Annotated in this window: 23 protein-coding genes and 1 tRNA gene; 21 read left to right on the top strand and 3 right to left on the bottom strand. The window is 66.4% G+C overall.

The features are described 5' to 3' along the window. Positions 1-44 precede the first annotated feature (44 nt). The 3 genes from PFX90_RS04120 to pssA are packed head-to-tail and all read left to right on the top strand — an operon-like array spanning position 45 to position 2,848. Entirely contained in the window at positions 45-1,151 is a 1,107-nt protein-coding gene (locus PFX90_RS04120; RefSeq protein ID WP_336426482.1) for a beta-ketoacyl-ACP synthase III, read from the top strand. 51 nt (positions 1,152-1,202) lie between these two features. Beyond that, entirely contained in the window at positions 1,203-1,955 is a 753-nt protein-coding gene (locus PFX90_RS04115) for a phosphatidylserine decarboxylase (RefSeq protein WP_285710918.1), read from the top strand. Further along, positions 1,952-2,848 carry a CDP-diacylglycerol--serine O-phosphatidyltransferase gene (pssA, locus tag PFX90_RS04110; protein ID WP_285710916.1) on the top strand — a complete coding sequence of 299 codons (897 nt, stop codon included), beginning with the start codon at positions 1,952-1,954 and terminating at the stop codon, positions 2,846-2,848. The genes PFX90_RS04115 and pssA overlap by 4 nt, the downstream gene beginning before the upstream one ends. Here the strand turns inward: pssA and PFX90_RS04105 are convergent. Continuing rightward, positions 2,787-3,044 carry a hypothetical protein gene (locus tag PFX90_RS04105; RefSeq protein WP_285710913.1) on the bottom strand — a complete coding sequence of 86 codons (258 nt, stop codon included), beginning with the start codon at positions 3,042-3,044 and terminating at the stop codon, positions 2,787-2,789. The genes pssA and PFX90_RS04105 overlap by 62 nt on opposite strands. 293 nt (positions 3,045-3,337) lie before the next feature. Here PFX90_RS04105 and rpsB point away from each other — a divergent pair, with 293 nt between their 5' ends. The 3 genes from rpsB (at position 3,338) to PFX90_RS04090 (ending at position 5,611) form a co-directional block, all read left to right on the top strand. Then, a complete protein-coding gene (gene rpsB / locus PFX90_RS04100) occupies positions 3,338-4,120 on the top strand; it encodes a 30S ribosomal protein S2 (protein ID WP_285710911.1) in 783 nt (260 codons plus the stop codon). A 124-nt stretch (positions 4,121-4,244) separates the two neighbouring features. Next, on the top strand, positions 4,245-5,171 hold the full coding sequence (gene tsf / locus PFX90_RS04095; protein WP_285710908.1) for a translation elongation factor Ts: 927 nt from the start codon (positions 4,245-4,247) through the stop codon (positions 5,169-5,171). 128 nt (positions 5,172-5,299) lie between these two features. Beyond that, positions 5,300-5,611 (top strand): hypothetical protein, encoded by a 312-nt coding sequence (locus tag PFX90_RS04090; RefSeq protein ID WP_285710906.1) that lies wholly within the window; start codon positions 5,300-5,302, stop codon positions 5,609-5,611. A 15-nt stretch (positions 5,612-5,626) separates the two neighbouring features. Here PFX90_RS04090 and PFX90_RS04085 read toward each other — a convergent pair whose 3' ends face one another. Continuing rightward, positions 5,627-6,469 carry a metallophosphoesterase gene (locus PFX90_RS04085; protein ID WP_285710904.1) on the bottom strand — a complete coding sequence of 281 codons (843 nt, stop codon included), beginning with the start codon at positions 6,467-6,469 and terminating at the stop codon, positions 5,627-5,629. 86 nt (positions 6,470-6,555) lie between these two features. Here PFX90_RS04085 and pyrH point away from each other — a divergent pair, with 86 nt between their 5' ends. The 10 genes from pyrH to rpmE all read left to right on the top strand — a co-directional run bounded on the left by pyrH (position 6,556) and on the right by rpmE (position 16,511). Next, positions 6,556-7,275, top strand: coding sequence for a UMP kinase (gene pyrH / locus PFX90_RS04080; protein ID WP_285710902.1), 720 nt, complete (start codon positions 6,556-6,558; stop codon positions 7,273-7,275). An 18-nt stretch (positions 7,276-7,293) separates the two neighbouring features. Further along, positions 7,294-7,851, top strand: coding sequence for a ribosome recycling factor (gene frr, locus PFX90_RS04075; RefSeq protein WP_285710900.1), 558 nt, complete (start codon positions 7,294-7,296; stop codon positions 7,849-7,851). A gap of 61 nt (positions 7,852-7,912) precedes the next feature. Continuing rightward, positions 7,913-8,554 (top strand): polyprenyl diphosphate synthase, encoded by a 642-nt coding sequence (gene uppS / locus PFX90_RS04070; protein WP_285711241.1) that lies wholly within the window; start codon positions 7,913-7,915, stop codon positions 8,552-8,554. Continuing rightward, positions 8,541-9,320: a phosphatidate cytidylyltransferase gene (locus PFX90_RS04065; RefSeq protein ID WP_285710898.1), complete on the top strand. Its 780-nt coding sequence runs from the start codon at positions 8,541-8,543 to the stop codon at positions 9,318-9,320. Before uppS ends, PFX90_RS04065 begins: the two co-directional genes overlap by 14 nt. Next, a complete protein-coding gene (gene dxr, locus PFX90_RS04060) occupies positions 9,317-10,483 on the top strand; it encodes a 1-deoxy-D-xylulose-5-phosphate reductoisomerase (RefSeq protein WP_285710896.1) in 1,167 nt (388 codons plus the stop codon). Before PFX90_RS04065 ends, dxr begins: the two co-directional genes overlap by 4 nt. Before the next feature lie 16 nt (positions 10,484-10,499). Continuing rightward, the gene (gene rseP / locus PFX90_RS04055) at positions 10,500-11,597 is read left to right on the top strand and encodes an RIP metalloprotease RseP (protein WP_285711240.1); all 1,098 of its coding nucleotides are present in this window, start codon (positions 10,500-10,502) and stop codon (positions 11,595-11,597) included. 190 nt (positions 11,598-11,787) lie between these two features. Then, positions 11,788-14,517 carry an outer membrane protein assembly factor BamA gene (gene bamA, locus PFX90_RS04050; protein ID WP_285711239.1) on the top strand — a complete coding sequence of 910 codons (2,730 nt, stop codon included), beginning with the start codon at positions 11,788-11,790 and terminating at the stop codon, positions 14,515-14,517. Further along, positions 14,517-15,209 (top strand): OmpH/Skp family outer membrane protein, encoded by a 693-nt coding sequence (locus PFX90_RS04045; RefSeq protein WP_285710893.1) that lies wholly within the window; start codon positions 14,517-14,519, stop codon positions 15,207-15,209. Before bamA ends, PFX90_RS04045 begins: the two co-directional genes overlap by 1 nt. Positions 15,210-15,223: 14 nt before the next feature. Continuing rightward, positions 15,224-15,703 (top strand): 3-hydroxyacyl-ACP dehydratase FabZ, encoded by a 480-nt coding sequence (gene fabZ / locus PFX90_RS04040; RefSeq protein ID WP_285710890.1) that lies wholly within the window; start codon positions 15,224-15,226, stop codon positions 15,701-15,703. A gap of 580 nt (positions 15,704-16,283) precedes the next feature. Further along, entirely contained in the window at positions 16,284-16,511 is a 228-nt protein-coding gene (rpmE, locus tag PFX90_RS04035) for a 50S ribosomal protein L31 (protein WP_285710887.1), read from the top strand. Between the two features lie 73 nt (positions 16,512-16,584). Here the strand turns inward: rpmE and PFX90_RS04030 are convergent, their stop codons facing one another. Then, complete coding sequence (locus tag PFX90_RS04030; RefSeq protein ID WP_285710884.1) at positions 16,585-17,220, bottom strand: prolyl hydroxylase family protein; 636 nt, start codon at positions 17,218-17,220, stop codon at positions 16,585-16,587. Between the two features lie 233 nt (positions 17,221-17,453). Here PFX90_RS04030 and PFX90_RS04025 point away from each other — a divergent pair. The 5 genes from PFX90_RS04025 (at position 17,454) to ccmE (ending at position 20,125) form a co-directional block, all read left to right on the top strand. Continuing rightward, positions 17,454-17,530 (top strand) — tRNA-His (locus tag PFX90_RS04025). A 66-nt stretch (positions 17,531-17,596) separates the two neighbouring features. Continuing rightward, complete coding sequence (locus tag PFX90_RS04020) at positions 17,597-18,664, top strand: Glu/Leu/Phe/Val family dehydrogenase (RefSeq protein WP_285710881.1); 1,068 nt, start codon at positions 17,597-17,599, stop codon at positions 18,662-18,664. A gap of 94 nt (positions 18,665-18,758) precedes the next feature. Continuing rightward, positions 18,759-19,514, top strand: coding sequence for a heme ABC transporter permease CcmC (ccmC, locus tag PFX90_RS04015; protein ID WP_285710878.1), 756 nt, complete (start codon positions 18,759-18,761; stop codon positions 19,512-19,514). Continuing rightward, entirely contained in the window at positions 19,514-19,654 is a 141-nt protein-coding gene (locus tag PFX90_RS04010; protein WP_285710874.1) for a hypothetical protein, read from the top strand. The genes ccmC and PFX90_RS04010 overlap by 1 nt, the downstream gene beginning before the upstream one ends. 9 nt (positions 19,655-19,663) lie before the next feature. Then, on the top strand, positions 19,664-20,125 hold the full coding sequence (gene ccmE, locus PFX90_RS04005) for a cytochrome c maturation protein CcmE (RefSeq protein ID WP_285710871.1): 462 nt from the start codon (positions 19,664-19,666) through the stop codon (positions 20,123-20,125). Positions 20,126-20,143 lie beyond the last annotated feature (18 nt).

The raw sequence follows: 20,143 nt of genomic DNA, 5'->3' as shown, positions 1-20,143 counted from the left end.
AAGAGAGTTCCATGCAGGAAACGCACGTCGCACTTACCGCCAAAATGACCGGCCGCCCGGTCATTTCCGCCACCGGCCTGTTCACCCCGCCCGAAAGCATCACCAACGAAGAGCTGGTCGCGAGCTTCAACGCCTTCGTCGACCGCCACAACGCGGCCCATCCCGATGCCGAGCCGCTGGCCTATTCCTCGGTCGAATTCATCGAGAAGGCGAGCGGGATCAAGGCGCGCCACGTGATGAGCAAGGCGCCGATCCTCGACCCCGAGATCATGTGCCCGCGCCTGCCCGAGCGCGCGAACGACGAAATCTCGGTGATGGCCGAAATCGGCGTGGCTGCGGCGAAGCAGGCGCTGGAGCGCGCGGGCCGCCGGCCGGAGGATGTCGACGCGGTGCTGTGCGCGGCCTCGAACATGCAGCGCGCCTATCCGGCGATGGCGATCGAGATCCAGCAGGCGCTGGGGATCGAGGGCTTCGGCTTCGACATGAACGTCGCCTGCTCTTCGGCGACCTTCGGGATCCAGACCGCGGCCGACTATGTGCGCGCGGGCAATGCGAGGTCGGTGCTGGTTGTCAGCCCCGAGATCACCTCGGGCCACCTCAACTGGCGCGACCGTGACAGCCACTTCATCTTCGGCGACGTCGCCACGGCGGTGCTGGTCGAGGACGCCGCGATCGCGCCCGCGCAGCACTGGGAGATCCTCGGCACGAAATTGAAGACGGTGTTCTCGAACAACATTCGCAACAATTTCGGCTTCCTCAACCGCGCGCACCCCGAAAGCGCTGGCAGCGCGGACAAGCTCTTCGTCCAGGAAGGGCGCAAGGTTTTCAAGGAAGTGGTGCCGATGGTCGCGCAGATGATCATCGACGAGGCCGGGCGTCTCGGGATCGATCCGGCGAGCCTGCGGCGCCTGTGGCTGCATCAGGCTAACGCGGGGATGAACCGGCTGATCGCGCAGCGCGTGCTCGGCCACGAAGCTTCCGAGGACGAAAGCCCGACCGTGCTCGACACCTACGGCAATACCTCGAGTGCCGGTTCGATCATCGCCTTTCATCAGCATAATGAAGAGCTTGCTGCAGGCGACACCGGGTTGATCTGCTCGTTCGGTGCGGGCTACTCGGCCGGCACCGTGTTCGTGCGCAAGGTCGGCTGAGGGGGAGACCTTCCTTGCGGGGGGCGCAAGCTCTCCCTAGAAGCGTGAGCCATGGCAGGCGAAATCCTCGACAACAAGGGCCGCGGCGAGGCGGGCCGGGACTGGCCTTCGATCCATCCCGAAGGGCGCAGGTTCGGGCTGATCGCACTTGCCGCGAGCCTGTTTTTCCTGCTCTTGCTCGACTGGGAGATCATCGGCTGGCCGCTGTTGATGCTGTCGGCGGGCCTGTTCGCCTGCTTCCGCGATCCCGAGCGGGTCGTGCCGCAGAGCGATGCCGTGATCATCGCCCCCGCCGACGGAATCGTCGCACAGATTGCCGAGGTCGAACCGCCGCTCGAACTTCAGATCGATGACGGTTCGGGCGTGCCCGGCCTGTCGGCGGGGATCGTCACCCGGATATCGATCCTGATGGGCCCCTTCGATGTCTACATCAACCGCACGCCTGTAGGCGGGACGGTGCGGCGCGTGGTCTATATTCCCGGACGCTTCATCAGTGCCGAGCTCGACAATGCCGGCGAGGTTAACGAGCGCCAGCATATTCTGGTCGAGCGCAGTGACGGTCTGCGCGTCGGCTTCACCCAGATCGCCGGTCAGCTGGCGCGCTGGATCGAGCCTTTCGTCAAGCCGGGTGACATTCTCGCCAAGGGGCAGCGGGTGGGGCTGATCCGCTTCGGCAGCCGGGTCGATGTCTACCTTCCGGCCGGGACCGACCCCAGGGTGATGATCGGCCAGAGCGTGATTGCGGGCGAGACGGTGCTGGCGGAAATCGGCCAGCGCGGCCTTATCGAAGGCATATCGCAATGAGCCGCCCTCCCAATAAGCGAGGCGCCCGCAAGCTGCCGGGCGCGCGGTTCCTTGCCGCGCGGCTCGGCCCCAAGGCAGCCGAGGACGAGGATGATGTGCGCCCGCTGCGCGAACCGGGCGCGGGGGGGCTCACGCTGCGAGCCATGCTGCCCAACGCGATCACCGCGGCGGCGCTGTGTTCGGGGCTCACCGGCATCCGCTTCGCGATCGACGGGCAGTGGGCCTTCGCCATCGGCCTCGTGGTGCTGGCGGGCGTGCTCGACGGGATCGACGGGCGCATCGCGCGGCTGCTCAACGCCCAGTCGCGCTTCGGTGCCGAGCTCGATTCGCTTGCGGACTCGCTGTCCTTCGGGGTCGCGCCCGCGCTGATCCTGTTCCTGTGGTCGCTCCAGAGCTGGGAGCGCTTCGGCTGGTTCGCCGCGCTTGCCTTTGCGATCTGCTGCGCCCTGCGGCTTGCGCGGTTCAATGCTCGGATCGATGTTGATGACCAGCCGCACAAGTCGGCCGGCTTCCTCACCGGCGTGCCCGCGCCGGTCGGGGCAGGACTTGCCTTCACACCGATCTACCTGTGGTTCGAGACGGGCTATGCGGGGTTTCGCGAGCCGGTCCTGATGGCCGCCTGGCTGACGCTGATCGCGGGGTTGATGATTTCCAACCTGCCGACGCTGAGTTGGGCGTCGCTGCGCCCGCGCCGGTCGATCCGCCTGCCGCTGATCGCCTTCACCGGCCTCGCCTTTGCCGCGCTGCTGCTCGAGCCGTGGTGGACGCTGGCGGCGATCAGCATCGTCTATCTCGCGCTGATGCCTTACGGCCTCGTCAAATATGCCCGGATCAGGCGGCGAAAGCAGGCCGCGGATGCGGCAGACCAGCCGGCAGACCCATCCGCCGCATAGCCACCGCACGGCGCGGGGCGGGTCGCAGGGCCATCTCCACCGCCGCCGCCTGCAACGCGAAACCCGCCCGCATGATCTCGCCTTCGCGCATCAGCCGCACATAGGCCTTGCGCGCTTCGACCAGGCAGTGCGCGACGGTCGCGACGGCGATCAGGCCGGTGAGGGTGAAGAGGGCGGTGATGGCGAGAGACAGCATATGGGTTTGCCCTTATGTCCGAAGGTTCCACGTTTGTTCTGTCGCTTTGTTCTCCAACTGTTCCCCTGAGTCAAGCGCAATCGTGACCGATACGGTGAGGTTTTTTCCGTAGAGGGGCATTCGGGACTGGATTTCGCGAGGCCACACGGCTAAGGGCCCGCTCGCTTCGATGAGGGCATTCGGCCATTATCGAGGCGAATTCACATGGAAGGCACACATACCGGTGCCGTTTGCGGGACGCTCCGTACACGCGGTTCCAGCCTTCCAGAGGAACAACCGGAAAGGAATTACCTATGGCGGCACCTGTCGTCACCATGCAGCAATTGATCGAGGCCGGCGCCCACTTCGGCCACCAGACCCACCGCTGGAACCCGCGCATGAAGCCGTACATCTTCGGCGCGCGCAACGGTGTTCACATCATCGACCTGTCGCAGACCGTGCCGCTCTTCGCGCGTGCGCTCGACTTCGTCGAATCGACCGTGCGTTCGGGCGGCAAGGTGCTGTTCGTTGGCACCAAGCGTCAGGCGCAGGAGCCGATCGCGGAAGCCGCGCGCATGTCGGGCCAGCACTTCGTCAACCACCGCTGGCTGGGCGGCATGCTCACCAACTGGAAGACCATCTCGGGTTCGATCCGCCGTCTGAAGTCGCTCGAAGAGATGCTCTCGGGCGACACCTCGGGCTTCACCAAGAAGGAAGTCCTCCAGCTCACCCGTGAGCGCGAGAAGCTCGAGCTGTCGCTCGGCGGCATCCGCGACATGGGCGGCATCCCGGACGTGATGTTCGTGATCGACGCCAACAAGGAAGACCTCGCGATCAAGGAAGCGGGCGTGCTCGGCATCCCGGTGATCGCGATCCTCGACACCAACGTTGACCCCAACGGCATCGCCTTCCCGGTTCCGGGCAATGACGACGCGAGCCGCGCCGTGCGCCTCTACTGCCAGGCGATCGGCGAAGCCGCGCTGGCGGGCAAGGGCAAGTTCCAGGCCGACGTGTCGAGCGATTTCGGCGCGATGGCCGAGCCCCCGGCCGAAGACGTCGTGGTCGAAGAACCGGCCGCGGAAGAAACCGAAGCCTGATTTTTCCGCGAGCGATTGATCCGTCAATCGCCCGTCACAATCCCCCTCTAGCGCGCCCGGCATTGCCCTCCGTTCGGAGAGAGCAGGGCCGGGCGCCCACACACACACGAAAAGGAATTTCTCCATGGCCGATATTTCCGTCGCCGACGTGAAGAAGCTGCGCGAGCGCACCGGCGCTGGCATGATGGACGCCAAGAAGGCGCTGACCGAAGCGGGCGGCGACATCGAAGCCGCGGTTGACGCGCTGCGCGCCAAGGGCCTCGCCACCGCCCAGAAGAAGTCGAGCCGCACCGCGGCCGAAGGCCTCGTCGGCGTGCTGGTGCAGGGCACCAAGGGCGTTGCGGTCGAGATCAACTCGGAAACCGACTTCGTCGCCAAGAACGACCAGTTCCAGAGCTTCGTGCGCAATGCCACCCAGGTCGCGCTCGAAACCGGCACCAGCGATGTCGAAGCGCTCAAGGCGGCGGCCTATCCGGGCGGCGGCACCGTTGGCGACAAGCTGACCGAAAACGTCGCCACCATCGGCGAAAACCAGCAGATCCGCCGCATCAAGCAGGTCGCCGTGACGCAGGGCGCGGTTGTGCCCTACATCCACAACGCTGCTGCCGAAGGCCTCGGCAAGATCGGCGTGCTGGTCGCGCTCGAATCGGACGCCGATGCCGACACGCTGAACGCGCTGGGCAAGGACATCGCCCAGCACGCCGCCGCGATGTTCCCGCAGGCGCTGGACGCTGACGGCCTCGACGCCGAAGTGATCGAGCGCGAGCGCAAGATCGCTGCCGAAAAGGCTGCCGAAAGCGGCAAGCCCGAAGACGTGCAGGCCAAGATGGTCGACGGCGCGGTGAAGAAGTTCGCCAAGGAAAACGCGCTGCTCAGCCAGATCTTCGTCAAGGACGGCAAGGCCACGGTCGAAGAGTACATCGCCAAGGCCGCCAAGGACGCGGGCAAGTCGATCAAGCTGGTCGACTACGTGCGCTTCCAGCTCGGCGAAGGCATCGAGAAGGAAGAAGTCGACTTCGCCGCGGAAGTGGCGGCGACGCTGAAGGGCTGATCCTTCTTCTCCCATCGCATTGAAAGCGGCCGTCGCAGCAAAGCGCTGCGGCGGCCGTTTTTGTTTGTTTACCCGTTGGTTGCCAATCGAACTTAAGCTCGCGCGGCACAATGCGGGAATCGCACGGGATGATTGACGAAAGCTGGATCAAGGGCGTGTCGGCCGAGGATGCACGGCGCGTCCTGTCATACAAGGGGCTCGACTGGTTCCTGTCCGAGCACGGCTTCGAGCAGCGATGGAAGATCTGCGTGCGCAATCTTCGCGCAGCAGGCGATCACGATTTCGCCAGCGCCCTCGAGGCGGGTGGTGAGATTTTCGACCGCTGGGAGGCAATCCGCACTTCACGCGACGAGGGCGATCTGACGCAGGCTGAGACCAACGCCTATTTCGCCGAGTTGCGTCCGCATGAGCAGCGTATCAAGGCGATCCTCAAGGGCTAGTACCGGCGCGCAGCCTCAGCGTTGCGGCGGGCGTATTTCGATCAGCCACACCTCGGGATGCGTGAACAGCCGCAGCGGAAGCAGGCTGGTGCCGAGGCCCGCGCTGGTGACCAGCACCTTGCCGTTCTGGCGCACCACCCCGCAGGCGTAGCGGTCGCCATAGTCCGACATCGTCGCGGGCGCGCCGCCCCAGGGCCAGGCGATCTGGCCGCAATGGGTGTGCCCGGCGAGTACCAGCGGTACTTGCACCGGCACGTTCGGGAAGATGTCGGGTGAATGCGTGAGCACCACCGGCACGCCCGAGCGGCCCGCCATCGCCGCCATCGTCGCGGGCAGATCGGCGCGGCCGGTGAAGTCGTCGTCCATCCCGCCGATCACCAGCGGTCCGGCCGTCAGCGCTTCGTTGCGCAGCACCCTTATCTGCGGGTAGCGCGCGATCTCGGTGGCGAGCTTTTCCCATCCGAACCAGTGGTCGTGATTGCCCGGCACCAGCACCACCCCGAGCGGCGCGTCGAGCTTGCCCAGCGGAGCGATCACTTCGGCTGCGGTGTAGATGCGCGAGGCGGTGCGCTTCTCGCTGACCAGATCGCCCGCGATGGCGATCAGATCGGGCTTCAACCCGTTCACCTGTGCCACGATCCGCGCGAGCCGTTCGGGCGGCATGTCCGGCCCGGCGACGTGGATGTCGGAGAGCAGCGCGATCGTCACGGGCGGCGATCCGGCGGGGAGGGCGGGGCTCTCCACCACCAGCCGCTCCATCACCGGCGCGCGCATCGTGTCGTGCCACGCCTTGGCCCCGACCAGCACGGCGAGGACCAGCGCCACCGCCGCGACCCTGCGCATCATTGTCTTGGCCATTATCCCCGCTATCCTCTTGGCAGCACGGTGACACCCCGATAAAGGCCCTGCGCTAGCCAACTCCCGCCAGAAAGTCTGCCTGTCTCATGAGCCTGCCCACCATCAAGCGCGTCCTCCTCAAGCTTTCGGGCGAGGTCTTGATGGGCAACCAGCAGTTCGGGATCGACCCCGAATTCGTTGCCGAGCTGGCGAAAGAAGTGAAGGCGGCCAAGGAAACCGGGCTCGAGGTCTGCCTCGTGATCGGTGGGGGCAATATCTTCCGCGGGATGGCGGGCGCGGCCAAGGGCATGGACCGGGCGCAGGCCGATTACATGGGGATGCTCGCGACCGTGATGAACGCGCTCGCGATGCAGAACGCGCTGGAGCAGCTCGGCGTCCAGACCCGCGTGCAGTCGGCGATCGAGATGGACAAGGTGTGCGAGCCGGTGATCCGCCGCCGGGCCGAGCGCCATCTGGAAAAGGGCCGGGTGGTGATCTTCGCCGCGGGCGTGGGCGCGCCCTATTTCACCACCGACAGCGGCGCGGCGCTGCGGGCTGCGGAAATGAAGTGCGACGCGCTCTTGAAGGGCACCAGCGTCGACGGGGTCTATGACAGCGATCCCAAGCACAACCCCGATGCCGTGCGTTTCGAAACCGTCACTTACGACCGCGTCCTTGCAGACAATCTCAAGGTGATGGACGCCTCCGCCGTGGCCCTGTGCCGCGACAACAAGATTCCGATCGTGGTCTTCTCGATCCGCGAGAAGGGCAACCTTGCCCGCGTGCTCGCGGGTGAGGGTGTCCAGACCATTGTTCAAGACAAGTAGAACCAGAGGAACCCAGCCATGCCGCAATTTGACAAGGCCGATGTCGAGCGCCGGATGAAGGGCGCGGTGGAATCCTTGAAGAGCGATCTTCAGGGCCTGCGCACAGGCCGCGCCAACACCACGCTGCTCGATCCGGTGCAGGTCGAGGTCTACGGCTCGATGATGCCGCTCCAGCAGGTCGCCACCGTCTCGGCGCCCGAGCCGCGGATGCTGAGCGTGCAGGTGTGGGACAAGTCGAACCTCCACGCGGTGGAGAAAGCGATCGCCTATGCCAACCTCGGCCTCAATCCGATCATCGACGGTCAGACCCTGCGCCTGCCGATCCCCGATCTGACGCAGGAGCGCCGCAAGGAGCTCGCCAAGCTCGCGGGCCAATATGCCGAGAAGGCCAAGATCGCGATCCGCAACGTGCGCCGCGATGCGATGGAAAGCCTCAAGACCGACGAGAAGAAGAAGGAAATCTCCGAGGACGAGCGCAAGCGCGCCGAGGATCAGGTCCAGAAGCTGACCGACCAATACGTCAAGGAGACCGACGAGGCGGCCGCGAAGAAGGAACAGGAAATCCTGACGCAGTAAGGCGTTTCGGGTTATGGGGAGTGCCTTGGACCAATCGCGCGCCAGACATGTCGCCATCATCATGGATGGCAATGGCCGCTGGGCCAAGAAGCGGGGTCTGCCGCGCGCGGTCGGCCACCAGCGCGGGGTCGAGGCGGTGCGGCGGCTGGTGCGCTCGCTCGAGGGCACGGGGCTCGAGTGCCTGACGCTCTATGCCTTCTCCTCCGAGAACTGGAAGCGCTCCGAAGACGAGGTCGACGATCTCATGAACCTGATGCGCAGGTTCATCAAATCGGACCTGCCCGAATTCGTCGCCAATAATGTGAAGCTCAAGATCATCGGCGACTGGCAGAGCCTTGCGCCCGATATCGTCGCGATGCTGGAAGATGCCCTCGCGCAGACCGCGAACGGCAGGCAGACGCTGGCGGTGGCGCTCAATTACGGCGGGCAGCACGAGATCGCGCGCGCGGCGGCCAAGGCGGCCGCTAGCGGCGAGGTGACGATCGAGACGATCGCCGCGCAGCTCGACACCCACGACCTGCCGCCGCTCGACCTGCTGATCCGCACCAGCGGCGAAATCCGCCTGTCGAATTTCCTGCTGTGGCAGGCGGCCTATGCGGAGATGCTGTTCGTCGATACGCTGTGGCCCGATTTCGAGCCTGCGCACCTGACGCAGGCGCTCAATGACTTTGCGCGGAGGGAGCGGCGCTATGGTGGACGGTGAGGCAGCACGGGTAAGGGACCCCAAGGCGGGCGTGTCCGATCTGCCGGTGCGCCTTGCGAGCGCAATCGTCATGCTGGTGCTGGCAGGCGGCGCGCTGTGGCTGGGCGGGTGGTTCTGGACCGTGTTTGTGGCGCTGCTTGCCTGCGGCGTCATTTACGAGTGGAACAAGCTGATCGAGCGCTTCGGCCTTTCGGGCCTCGGCGAGACGCTGTGGTTCTTTGCCGGCGTGGTCTATGTGGGCGGGGCGGCCTATGCGATGATGGTGGTGCGCAACGGGCGGCAGGTGCTCCCGCTCGATCCGGCGCAGGCCGGTTACGCGCCGCTGGCGGTGCTGGTGGGATTCATCCTGCCGGTGATCGCGGTCGATGTCGGCGCCTATTTCGCCGGTCGCGCGATCGGCGGCCCGAAGATCGCCCCCAAGATTAGCCCGGCCAAGACCTGGGCGGGTTTCGTCGGCGGCGCGCTGCTGGCGGGGCTGGTCGGGGTGGCGGTGGAGCTCACCGATTTCGGCCCCGCCGCCGCGCCCGGCACCTCGACCTTCGCGTTGGCGATGGCGATGGTGGGCGGTCTGTTCATCGCGATCCTCGCGCAGGCAGGCGATTTCTTCGAAAGCTGGATGAAGCGGCGCGCGGGCGTCAAGGATTCGGGCGCGCTGATCCCGGGGCACGGCGGGCTGTTCGACCGGCTCGACGGGTTCATTTCGGTGTTCTTCACCCTGTTCGTGATCGAGCAGGTCAGGCTTGTGTGGTTAATGTTCGCGGCATGAAGCGCACGCTGACCCTCCTCGGCGCGACCGGATCGATCGGGGCTTCGACCCTCGATCTGGTGCGGCGCAACCCCGATGCCTGGGAGGTCGAGGCCCTGACCGCGCACTGCAGCGCAGCCGAGCTGGCGGCGCTGGCGGTAGAATTCGGCGCGAAGCTCGCGGTGGTAGGTGACGAGCGCTGTCTGCCCGAATTGCGCGAGGCTCTCGGCAACAGCGGCATCGCCGCGGCGGGCGGGCGGCAGGCGCTGGTCGAGGCGGCGCAGCGGCCCGTGGACATGACCGTCGCGGCGATCGTCGGTTGCGCGGGCCTCGCGCCCGTGATGGCTGCGGTCGAGCGCGGCGGCACCATTGCGCTCGCCAACAAGGAAGCGCTGGTCTCGGCGGGCGAGGTGCTGATGGAGGCGGTGGCCAAACACGGCGCGACGCTGCTGCCGACGGACTCCGAGCACAATGCGATCTTCCAGTGCCTCGCCGGCAACCGCATCGAGGACGTCGCGAAGATCACCCTCACCGCCAGCGGCGGGCCGCTCAGGACATGGTCGCAGGCCCAGCTTGACGCCGCCACCCCGGCCGAGGCGGTGGCGCACCCCAACTGGTCGATGGGCGCCAAGATCAGCGTCGATTCGGCGACGATGATGAACAAGGGGCTCGAATACATCGAGGCCTATCACCTCTTCCCGGTGGGGCTGGAGAAGCTCGGGATCGTGGTGCATCCGCAGAGCGTGATCCACTCGATGGTCGAATTCCGCGACCGCTCGACGCTGGCGCAGCTCGGGCCTTCGGACATGCGCGTGCCGATCGCTTCGTGCCTTGCGTGGCCGCAGCGGATGGAGACGCCGCTCGCCCCGCTCGATCTGGCGGCCATCGGCGAGCTCACCTTCTTCCCGCCCGACGAAGAGCGCTTCCCCGCCACCCGCCTTGCCCGCGAAGCGATCAGGGCAGGGGGCTCGGCGCCCGCGATCCTCAACGCGGCAAACGAAGTGGCCGTGGCGGCCTTCCTCGCCGGTCAGATCAGGTTCACCCGCATTGCCGCATTGGTCGAGGAGACCCTGATGCGCAGCAACGACGCCCCGCGCCCCGCGAGCCTTGAAGAGGTGCTCGCCGTGGACCAATCCGCAAGGATGCAGGCCCAAGCCCTGCTGGAGACCCAGGCCCTTGTTTGAAAGCCCCCCTTTCTGGATGTACCTGCTCGGCTTCGTGCTGCTGCTCGGCCCGCTGGTCACCCTGCATGAGCTTGGCCACCTGCTCGTCGGCCGTCTGTTCGGCGTCGAGGCCGAGGCCTTCTCGGTCGGTTTCGGCAAGGAGCTGGCGGGCTTCACCGACAGGCGCGGCACCCGCTGGAAGCTCTCGGCGCTGCCGCTGGGCGGCTATGTGCAGTTCCGGGGCGACATGAACCCCGCGAGCATTCCCGATCCCCATGCGCCGGTGGAGGAAGGCAGCTTCCAGGCCGCCGCCCTGTGGAAGCGCGCGCTGATCGTCGCGGCGGGGCCGGTCACCAATCTGCTGCTCGCGATTCTCATCTTCGCGGCCTTCTTCGCCATCATCGGCAAGCCGGTGATCGTGGGCGTCGAGGATTCGCGCACGGTCGGCGCCTTCGCGCAAGGCAGCGTCGCCGAGGCGGCGGGGATGAAAACCGGCGATGTGATCCTTGCGATCGACGGGCAGCCGGTGCGCGATTTCACCGATCTCAAGACCCGCGTCGCGCTTCATCCCGGCAAGCGGATGACCTTCACCGTCGAGCGCGAGGGCGAGCGGCTCGCCATCCCGCTGACCACCGCACGGGCTGAACGAAAGGACTCTTTCGGCAATGTCAGCACCGAGGGCCTGATCGGGATCGCGCCTGCCGGCGGCAAGTACGAGATTGAAAAGGTGAGCGTCCTTCAGGCGATCCCGCTGGGCGTCCAGCAGAGCTGGGACCTCACCGCCATGATGATCACCGGCATCCGCCAGATCGTCACCGGCGAGCGCTCGGTCAAGGAGCTGGGCGGGCCGCTCAAGATCGCGAAGTATTCGGGCGAGCAGCTCAGCATGGGGGCGGCGGCCTTCATCCACTTTGCCGCGCTCATTTCGCTTAATTTGGCATTCATCAACTTCTTGCCAATCCCCGCGCTCGATGGCGGGCACCTGATGTTCTACGCGGCCGAGGCGATCCGCCGGAAGCCGGTCGGACCGCAGGCGACCGAGTGGGCCTATCGCACGGGAATTGCCCTGGTGCTGATGTTGATGGCGGTGGTGACGGTGAATGACATTATCGCGCTCCCGATCTTCGGCAGCTGACAGCGCGGTGGATACGGCAGGCAGGTCAGCGCGCGCGGCTTGATTGCGATTGTCACATGGGGCAGAGGCGTCCTCGAGGGCGGGACAGTGCGACGAGGGGGTCGCATTCGGAAAGCTGGCAGGTTGCCGCAACATCTCTCGGATGTGCGGCGCACAGGGTTGAGAACGGGATTTTAGCTGCATGAACCGAATGAGCCAGACGGGTGCGACGCCGGTCAACTGCACTCCCGCAAGCCAGCGCGCGCCGCTGCGGCTGGCGAGCCTGCTCGCCTGCGGCTCGATCCTTGCCGGCGTCCCCACGCTCGCCGACGCCCAGAGCCAGCCGGCGCCCCAGCCCGCTGCGCCCGCCGCCCAGCCTGCGCCCGCTCCGGCGCCCGCCCCCGCGCCGCGCGCCAACACCATCCGCACCATCACCGTGGTCGGGGCCGAGCGCCTCGAGCCGACCACGATCCTCAGCTATGTCCGTCTGCGCGTCGGTCAGGAATACACCGCCGCCGCGGCCGACGAGGCGATCAAGGATCTCGGCGCGACCGAGCTTTTCGCCAATTCCTCGATCCGCAATGACAACGGCAATGTCGTCATCACCGTGACCGAGAACCCGGTGATCAACCGCATCGTGCTGGAAGGCAACAAGCGGCTCAAGAACGACAAGATCGTGCCCGAGATCAAGCTCGCGCCGCGCCAGATCTTCACCCGTTCCAAGGTCCGCGCGGACGTGGCGCGCATCATCGAGCTCTACAAGCGCCAGGGTCGCTTCGCCGCCAAGGTCGAGCCCAAGCTGGTGCAGCTGCCGCAGAACCGCGTCGACATCGTCTTCGAGATCAGCGAGGGCCCCAAGTCCAAGGTCCGCCAGATCAACATCCTCGGTAACGAGAAGTTCTCCGACGGCGAGCTGCGCGGCGAGATGGTGACCAAGCAGTCGCGCCTCACCAGCTTCTTCAGCTCGAACACCAGCTACGACCCCGACCGTCTTGCCTTCGACCAGCAGAAGCTCCGCCAGTTCTACCTGACCGAGGGCTATGCCGATTTCCGCGTCGTCTCGGCGGTGGCCGAGCTGACGCCGGACCAGAAGGACTTCATCATCACCTACGTGGTCGAGGAAGGCGAGCGCTACAACTTCGGCGAGGTCAAGGTCGACAGCCAGCTGCGCGACTTCGACAGCGAGGTGATGAGCACCCAGCTGCCGATGAAGGAAGGCGATTTCTACAACGCCAAGACGGTCGAGGACACGGTCGAGCAGCTGACCGAGCTTGCGGGCCGCTACGGCTATGCCTTCGCCGACGTCCAGCCGCGCTTCAAGCGTGACCCCGACACCCGCAAGATGAATGTCACCTTCATCCTGCGCGAGGCCCCGCGCGTCTACGTCGAGCGGGTCGACATCAACGGCAATACCCTGACGCAGGACAAGGTCGTGCGCCGCGAGTTCCGCCTGGCCGAGGGCGACGCCTTCAACAGCCTCGCGGTGCAGCGCACCAATGCGCGCGTCAATTCGCTCGCCTATTTCCAGGAGAATTTCGAGGTCAAGCAGGTCGAAGGCAGCGCGCCCGACCGCATCATCCTTGAAGCCAACGTCGAGGAAAAGCCGACCGGGGAATTGCAGTTCTCGGCGGGCTTCTCGTCGATCGAGCAGTTCATTCTCGCGGGCTCGATCCGCCAGCGCAACTTCCGCGGGCGCGGGCAGACCATCGGCCTCAGCGTCAACTACTCGCAGTTCTCGCGCTCGGCGCAGGTGAGCTTCTCTGATCCTTACGTCTTCGATCGCAACATCTCCGGCGGGATCGACATCTACCGGCGCGACTTCAACAGCTTCAACTTCACCGGCAACGATCGCAACACGACCTTCCAGCAGGCCACCACCGGCTTCTCGATGCGCGCGGGCGTGCCGCTGACCGAGTACATGGCGCTGATCGGCAGCTACACGCTCAACTACGACGACGTCAGCCTCGACGAGAGCCTGTTCTTCTCCGACCTGAACGGCGACGGCACGACCGAGTGCGATCCGCTGCGCGCGGGCCGCTTCCTGTGCGATTCGATCGGCAAGCGGCTGTCCTCGATCGTGGGCCTCAGCCTCAACTACAACTCGCTGAACTCGCGCATCCGTCCCTCGCGCGGCAAGACCATTTCGCTCTCGAGCGAGTTCGCCGGGCTGGGCGGGGACGTGCGCTACGTGCGCTTCCGCGGGCGTGCGCAGCAGTTCTGGAACGTCGGCAATTCGGGCTTCATCTTCTCTGTCCTCGCCGAGGGCGGGACGATCATCCCGCTGCAGGATCGCCCGGGCGCCGGGGTCGACGACGTGCTGCTGACCGACCGCTTCTTCCTCGGCGAACCGCAGTTCCGCGGCTTCGCGATCCGCGGCGTGGGCCCGCGCATCCTCACCCAGCAGTCGATCCTCAACGCGGTCGGCCAGCCGGTTCTCGATGCGAACGGCAATCCGACCTACGTCACCCAGCGGAACCAGGTGCGCGACGACGCGATCGGCGGGCGCAACTACTACCTCGGCCGCGCCGAGCTCGAGATCCCGCTGGGCTCGGGCGCCCGCGAGCTGGGCCTCAGGCCCTCGATCTGGGCCGACGTCGGCGCGCTGTGGGGCGTCGAGACCCCGGTGCTGACCGTCAACCCGGCGGGCAACCAGCAGCGCAATGCCGATGGCCAGCTGCTCTACTCGATCGTCGCCACCGGCGTGGTCACCACCGCCGCGACCCAGCCCGACGGCACGGTCAATGCCCGCCTGATCGTGCCGGGCACCAACATCCGCGAACTGTTCCTCGGCAACTCGCCGAGCCCGCGCATCACCGCCGGGATCGGGGTCAACTGGAACTCGCCCTTCGGACCTTTCCGCATCGACTTCGCCCAGACCATCCGCAAGGTCGAGGGTGACGACGAGCGGCGCTTCACCTTCAACGTAGGAACCCAATTCTGATGACCCGTATCTCCAAGCTCCTTGCGCCCACCGGGCTGATCCTCGCCGCTGCCGCCGCGCTGCCTGCCAGCGCCCAGGTCCAGGGCAACATGGCCACGGTCGACATCCCGCGCACCATCATCGGCACCACCGCCTTCCAGACCGCCTACGAGCAGGTCAACACCACCTACGCCCAGCAGAACGAGCTGCGCCGCACCAAGGCGCAGGAGCGCCAGACCATGCTCGCCAAGTTCGACAAGAACGGCGACAAGCAGGTCGACGAGACCGAGCAGGCCGCGATGCAGAAGTCGCCCGACTTCGCCAAGCTCCAGACCCTCGAGCAGGAGATCGCCGGGCTCAACAACCAGATCGACGGCGCGCGCGTCTTCGCGGTCGAGCAGATCATCATGCAGTACCCCTCGGCGCTGCAGGACGTGACCACCAAGGACCAGATCAAGTTCGTGATCGATCCGAGCACCCTGCTGTTCGCCCCGCCCGAGGCCGACATCACCGCCAAGGTCACCGCCGCGCTCAACACCCGCGTGCCCGCGGTCGGCGTGGTGCCGCCGTCGGGCTGGCAGCCGAGCCGCGAGGGCATCCAGGTCTATCAGGAGATCCAGCAGCGCCTGATCCAGGCCAGCATCGCGCAGCAGCAGCAGCAGCAGGCCGCCGCGGCGCAGCAGGGCAACCCGGCCGCGCCGGCCGGCCGCTGAGGCAGGGCTGACCCATGAGCGACACGGGTAGCGCGGCGGCAGAGCCGCTCGATTACGATATCGTCAAGATCCTCAAGGCCTTGCCGCATCGCTACCCGCTGCTGCTGGTCGACCGCGTCAAGGCCATAGAGCTGGGCGAGCGGATCCACGCGGTCAAGGCCGTGAGTATGAACGAGCAGTTCTTCCAGGGCCACTTCCCGGGCGCGCCGATCATGCCCGGCGTGCTCCAGATCGAGGCGCTGGCGCAGGCCGCAGGCATCCTCGGGATCGAGACAATGGAACTCGCCGGCACCGGCAAGCTCGTCATCTTCATGGGCATCGAGAACGCCAAGTTCCGCGCCCCCGTGACGCCCGGCTGCCTGCTCGATCTCAACGTCGAGTTCACCCAGAAGCGCAGCCGCGTCTACAAGTTCAAGGGCATCGCCAGCGTCGAGGGCAAGGTGACCTGCGAGGTCGAGTTCACCGCCATGATGACCGATCCGCCCTCGGCCTGAGGCGGAACAGCTTACAGTCCCTCCCCGTTCGCGCCGCGAATGGGGAGGTGGCAGACGCCGCAGGCGGCTGACGGAGGGGTGATCCTCAGGCCGCCCGGACCCCTCCGACATCGCTGCGCGATGCTGCCTCCCCATCCTTGCAGGACGGGGAGGGACTGGCACCTGCGTCCCTGTTGGAGACACATGAGACACTGTCCAGAGGCCGAAATCCGCTCGATCAATGCGAGGGATTTGATCGCCTCTCTCGATCAGTCGGGGCAGGGTGCAATCACGGGGTCAAAGAGCGAGAATCGGTCTTATGCCTCGGGTCCCGTGTAGGAAAGCGCATTCTCGCATCACGGCGGTTGCATTTCCCCGGCGGCACCGCGATCGGTCGCACAGCGACCGCAAGGCCGACCGGCCGCCCGCAGCGATGCGGCCTTTAGGCCGCGTGAGCGAGGATTTCGCACGCCGGATGGCGTGCGCAGCACAAAGACTCCGCAGGCGGGCTTGCCTTTCAAGGCAAACCCGACTAGGCGCGCCGCTTCCCATTCATAGCTGTGCCGGTCGGAACCGGCGCCACGCTGCAAAGGATACCGTCATGAAGGCCGAAGGTCACCCCGATTACCACATGATCACGGTCAAGATGACCGATGGCACCGAATTCCAGACCCGCTCGACCTGGGGCAAGGAAGGCGATGTGCTCGCGCTCGACATCGATCCGCTGAGCCACCCCGCCTGGACCGGCGGCAAGCAGCAGGTCTCCGAAGGCGGCCGCGTTGCCCAGTTCAACAAGCGTTTCGGCGGGCTCAGCCTCAAGAACAAATAAGCTTGCATCACAAGCTGCGCAGGTTTCGGCCTGCAACGAGGGAGGCGGGCCGACGGGCTCGCCTTTTTCGATTCTAGCCCTGCCAGACCCGCTCGCGGTACCACTTGGTGATGACGTATTTGACCCCCTTCCTCACCTTCATCCCGTGGTGGAGCGTTGCCGGATTTACCGCGCCATCGGGCAAGCGGTTGTTCCAGCACAGCAATTTTCCCGCCTCGGGCTGAAAGGTCTTGTCGAGCGCCTTGAAACGCGTGGCTCCCCCCGCCGCGACATCGTTCAGATAGACCATGAAGGTCCACGTCCGGTTGCCCGACAGGGCGCAATATTTCTGGAAGTCGCGCCCGCCGGGGGTGAAGTAGTCGGTGTGGGGCTTGAACTCCTGCCCCTCGGCATAGCGCTGGCCTTGGAGCGGCTCGCCATAGGCCGGGTCGATGCCCGACAGGTCGGTCAGCAGCGCCTCGATCCGCTGCACCGCGGGCAGATCGGCGGCGAGGTCACAAGTCTCGCTGGTGCGGAAATAGGCATCGCCGTTGTCGTCGGCGATGGTCGAGGGGCGGCGGTCCCTGTCGATCAGCGCGATCAGCTCGGCGGCGAGGTCCGCAGGCACGAATCGCCGGTGCTGGAACACCGCGGCTTTCGGCGTGGGCACGCGCTGCATGGCAGCTTGCGCGGCGAGGCGGTCGGCGACAGAATCGCTGAAGGTCGTCATGGCGGGGCGGACAATAGAAGCGCGAGGCCCACAGGCAACGCTTTTGGGTCCGCGTAACAATCTTGCGCGCGCATGCCCCTCGCGCGTTTTTCGCTTCCCTTGGGGCAGGCTTTGTGCAAGAGGCGCGCCTCCTTTGCCGCGGCACTTGACGGTGCGGCTGCCATGCGTCAACCGCCACCCCTCGCGCGGGCTTGGCAGCGACCGAAATGGTGGTATGCGAGCAGGGGCGTGTGGCGATCATAGCTCAGCTGGTTAGAGCGCCGGTTTGTGGTACCGGAGGTCGTGGGTTCGAGCCCCATTGGTCGCCCCATTTTCCCCCTGAATGCGTGAACGGCACGTCCGCGCCGGGCTTCCCCCGCGCGGCAGGGGAGACGACATGACCGCATTCTGGGCCGAGCCCGATTTCGACGCGCACGAGAGCGTGACGCTGGTCCACGACCGGGCGAGCGGGCTGACGGCGATCATTGCGGTGCATTCGACCCACCTCGGCCCCTCGGCGGGCGGGACGCGCTTCTGGCATTACAACGACCCCGCGGGCGCGATGCGCGATGCGCTGCGCCTGTCGCGCGGGATGAGCTACAAGAACGCGATGGCGGGCCTGCCGATGGGCGGCGGCAAGGCCGTGATCCTTGCCGACGAGCAGCGCATCAAGACCCCCGAGATGCTCGCGGCTTTCGGCGATGCGGTCGAGGCCCTCGGCGGACGTTACGTGACGGCGGAAGACGTGGGCATTTCCGAGGCCGACATGGTCGCGGTCTCCAAGCGCACCGCCCATGTCTCGGGCCTTCCGGTCGAGGGCGCGGGCTCGGCGGGCGGCGATCCGGGGCCGTTCACGGCTTACGGGATCTATCTCGGCATCAAGCAGGCGGTGGCGCACCAGCTGGGCAAGGACAGCCTCGCGGGCGTCCATGTCGCGGTGCAGGGCACCGGCTCGGTCGGCGGCGGGGTGGCCCGGCTGCTGGCGAAGGACGGCGCGAAGCTGACCCTCGCCGACATCAACGCGGATCGTGCCGCAGCCCTAGCGGCGGAACTCGGCGGTGTGGCCGTGGCGAGCGACGCGATCATGGCGACGCCCTGCGATGTCTTCAGCCCCAACGCGCTGGGCGCGATCCTCGACGATGCCGGCATCGCCGCGCTCGACTGCGCGATCGTCGCGGGCGGGGCGAACAACCAGCTGGCGCGCCCGGAGCACGGCGCGAAGCTCGCCGCGCGCGGCATCCTCTATGCCCCTGACTACGTCATCAACGCGGGCGGCATCATCTCGGTCGCGACCGAATATCTCGCCCGCCGCGAGGGCCGCATCGGCGACATCGCCGAGGTCAACGCGCTGGTCGCGCAGATTCCCGGGCGGCTCGAATCGATCTGGGCCGAAAGCAAGGCGAGCGGCGAGACCGCTGACGTGGTTGCCGACCGGATGGCGCAGAAGCTCATCGGGCGCGGGTAAGCGCTAGGCGCGCGGGAACAATTCGCGCGAGGGCTCATTTGCGCTCTTGTCGGGAACGGGTGTAAGGCTACAAGCCGCTCCGACAGCTTGACCCATGCACATCTACGCAAACCCCACAAGATTTCTCGCCCTTGCAAAGTGGCTGATGCCGCTCCTGTTCTGGAGCGGTCTGGTGCTGTCGCTGGGCGCGGTAGGCTGGGGCCTGTTCATGGTCCCGCCCGACCGGCTGATGGGCGAGACGGTGCGGATCCTGTTCATCCACGTGCCCGCCGCATGGCTCGGCATGGGGGGCTGGGCGGGGATCGCGATTTCCTCTGCCATGCTGCTGATCTGGAAGCACCCGCTCGCCGCCATCGCCGCGCGCGCCATTGCGGTGCCGGGGATGGTGTTCTGCGCGGTGTGCCTCGCCACCGGCTCGATCTGGGGCCGCCCGACATGGGGCACCTGGTGGGAGTGGGACGGGCGGCTGACTTCGATGCTGGTGCTGCTGTTCCTCTATGCGGGCTATATCGCGCTGACCGAGGCGGCCGAGAAGGAAGGCTCTTCCTCCAAGATCGCCGCGATCTTCGGCATGGTCGGCGCGGTCAATGTGCCGATCATCAACCGCTCAGTGGTGTGGTGGAACTCGCTCCACCAGCCGCCGAGCATCACCGCGGGCAAGAGCGCGATCGAAGCGACCTTCCTCGTCCCGCTGCTGGTGGCGGTGGTGGGCTTCTCGCTGCTGTTCGGCGCGATCGTGCTGATGCGGATGCGCGCGCTGATCGCCGAGCAGCAGGTCGAGGCGCGCCTGCGCCGCCGCGCGCTCGACGATGACGCGGCGCCCGCCGCAGCGCTGGCGGAGCAGGCCTGATGCGCGAGGCGCTCGACCAGTGGGACTTCGTGTGGCTGGCTTACGGCGTCGCAGGTGTTGCACTCGTCGCACTTGTCATCTGGGCGTGGCGCGCGATGGTGCGCGCCGAGGCGCGGCGTGACGCGACGCGGCGGCGCTGAGAGGGACATATGAAGGCCAAGCATCAACGTCTGGTTCTGGTGATCATCGCGCTCCTCGCGATTGTCGGCGCGGGGCTGCTGGCGGCGTGGTCCCTGCGCAATCAGGCGAATTATTTCTACTTACCCGAGCAGATGGCGTCTGACCCGCCCTCGGTGGGTCAGGCCGTGCGCCTCGGCGGGATGGTGCAGAAGGGCTCGCTGGTCACCGAGGCGGACGGGGTGACGGTCAACTTCAAGGTCACCGGCAACTCGGCCGACGCGATCCCGGTGCGCTACAGCGGCATCCTGCCCGACCTCTTCGTCGAGGGCTCGGGCGTGGTCGCGGAAGGCAGCCTCGGCCCCGACGGCGTGTTCAAGGCGACCAACCTGCTCGCCAAGCACGACGAGAATTACGTGCCCAAGGAGCTCGAGGGCATGGGCACCGAGGACGCCGCCAAGATGGCGGAAGGCACAACGGTGGGACTGAAGTAGCGGACATGCGAGGGGTGA

The organism is Erythrobacter oryzae (assembly GCF_030271515.1).
Lineage (GTDB): Bacteria > Pseudomonadota > Alphaproteobacteria > Sphingomonadales > Sphingomonadaceae > Erythrobacter > Erythrobacter oryzae.
Note: the sequence above shows the minus strand (reverse complement) of the source record. Positions and strands in the feature narration are given on the sequence as shown.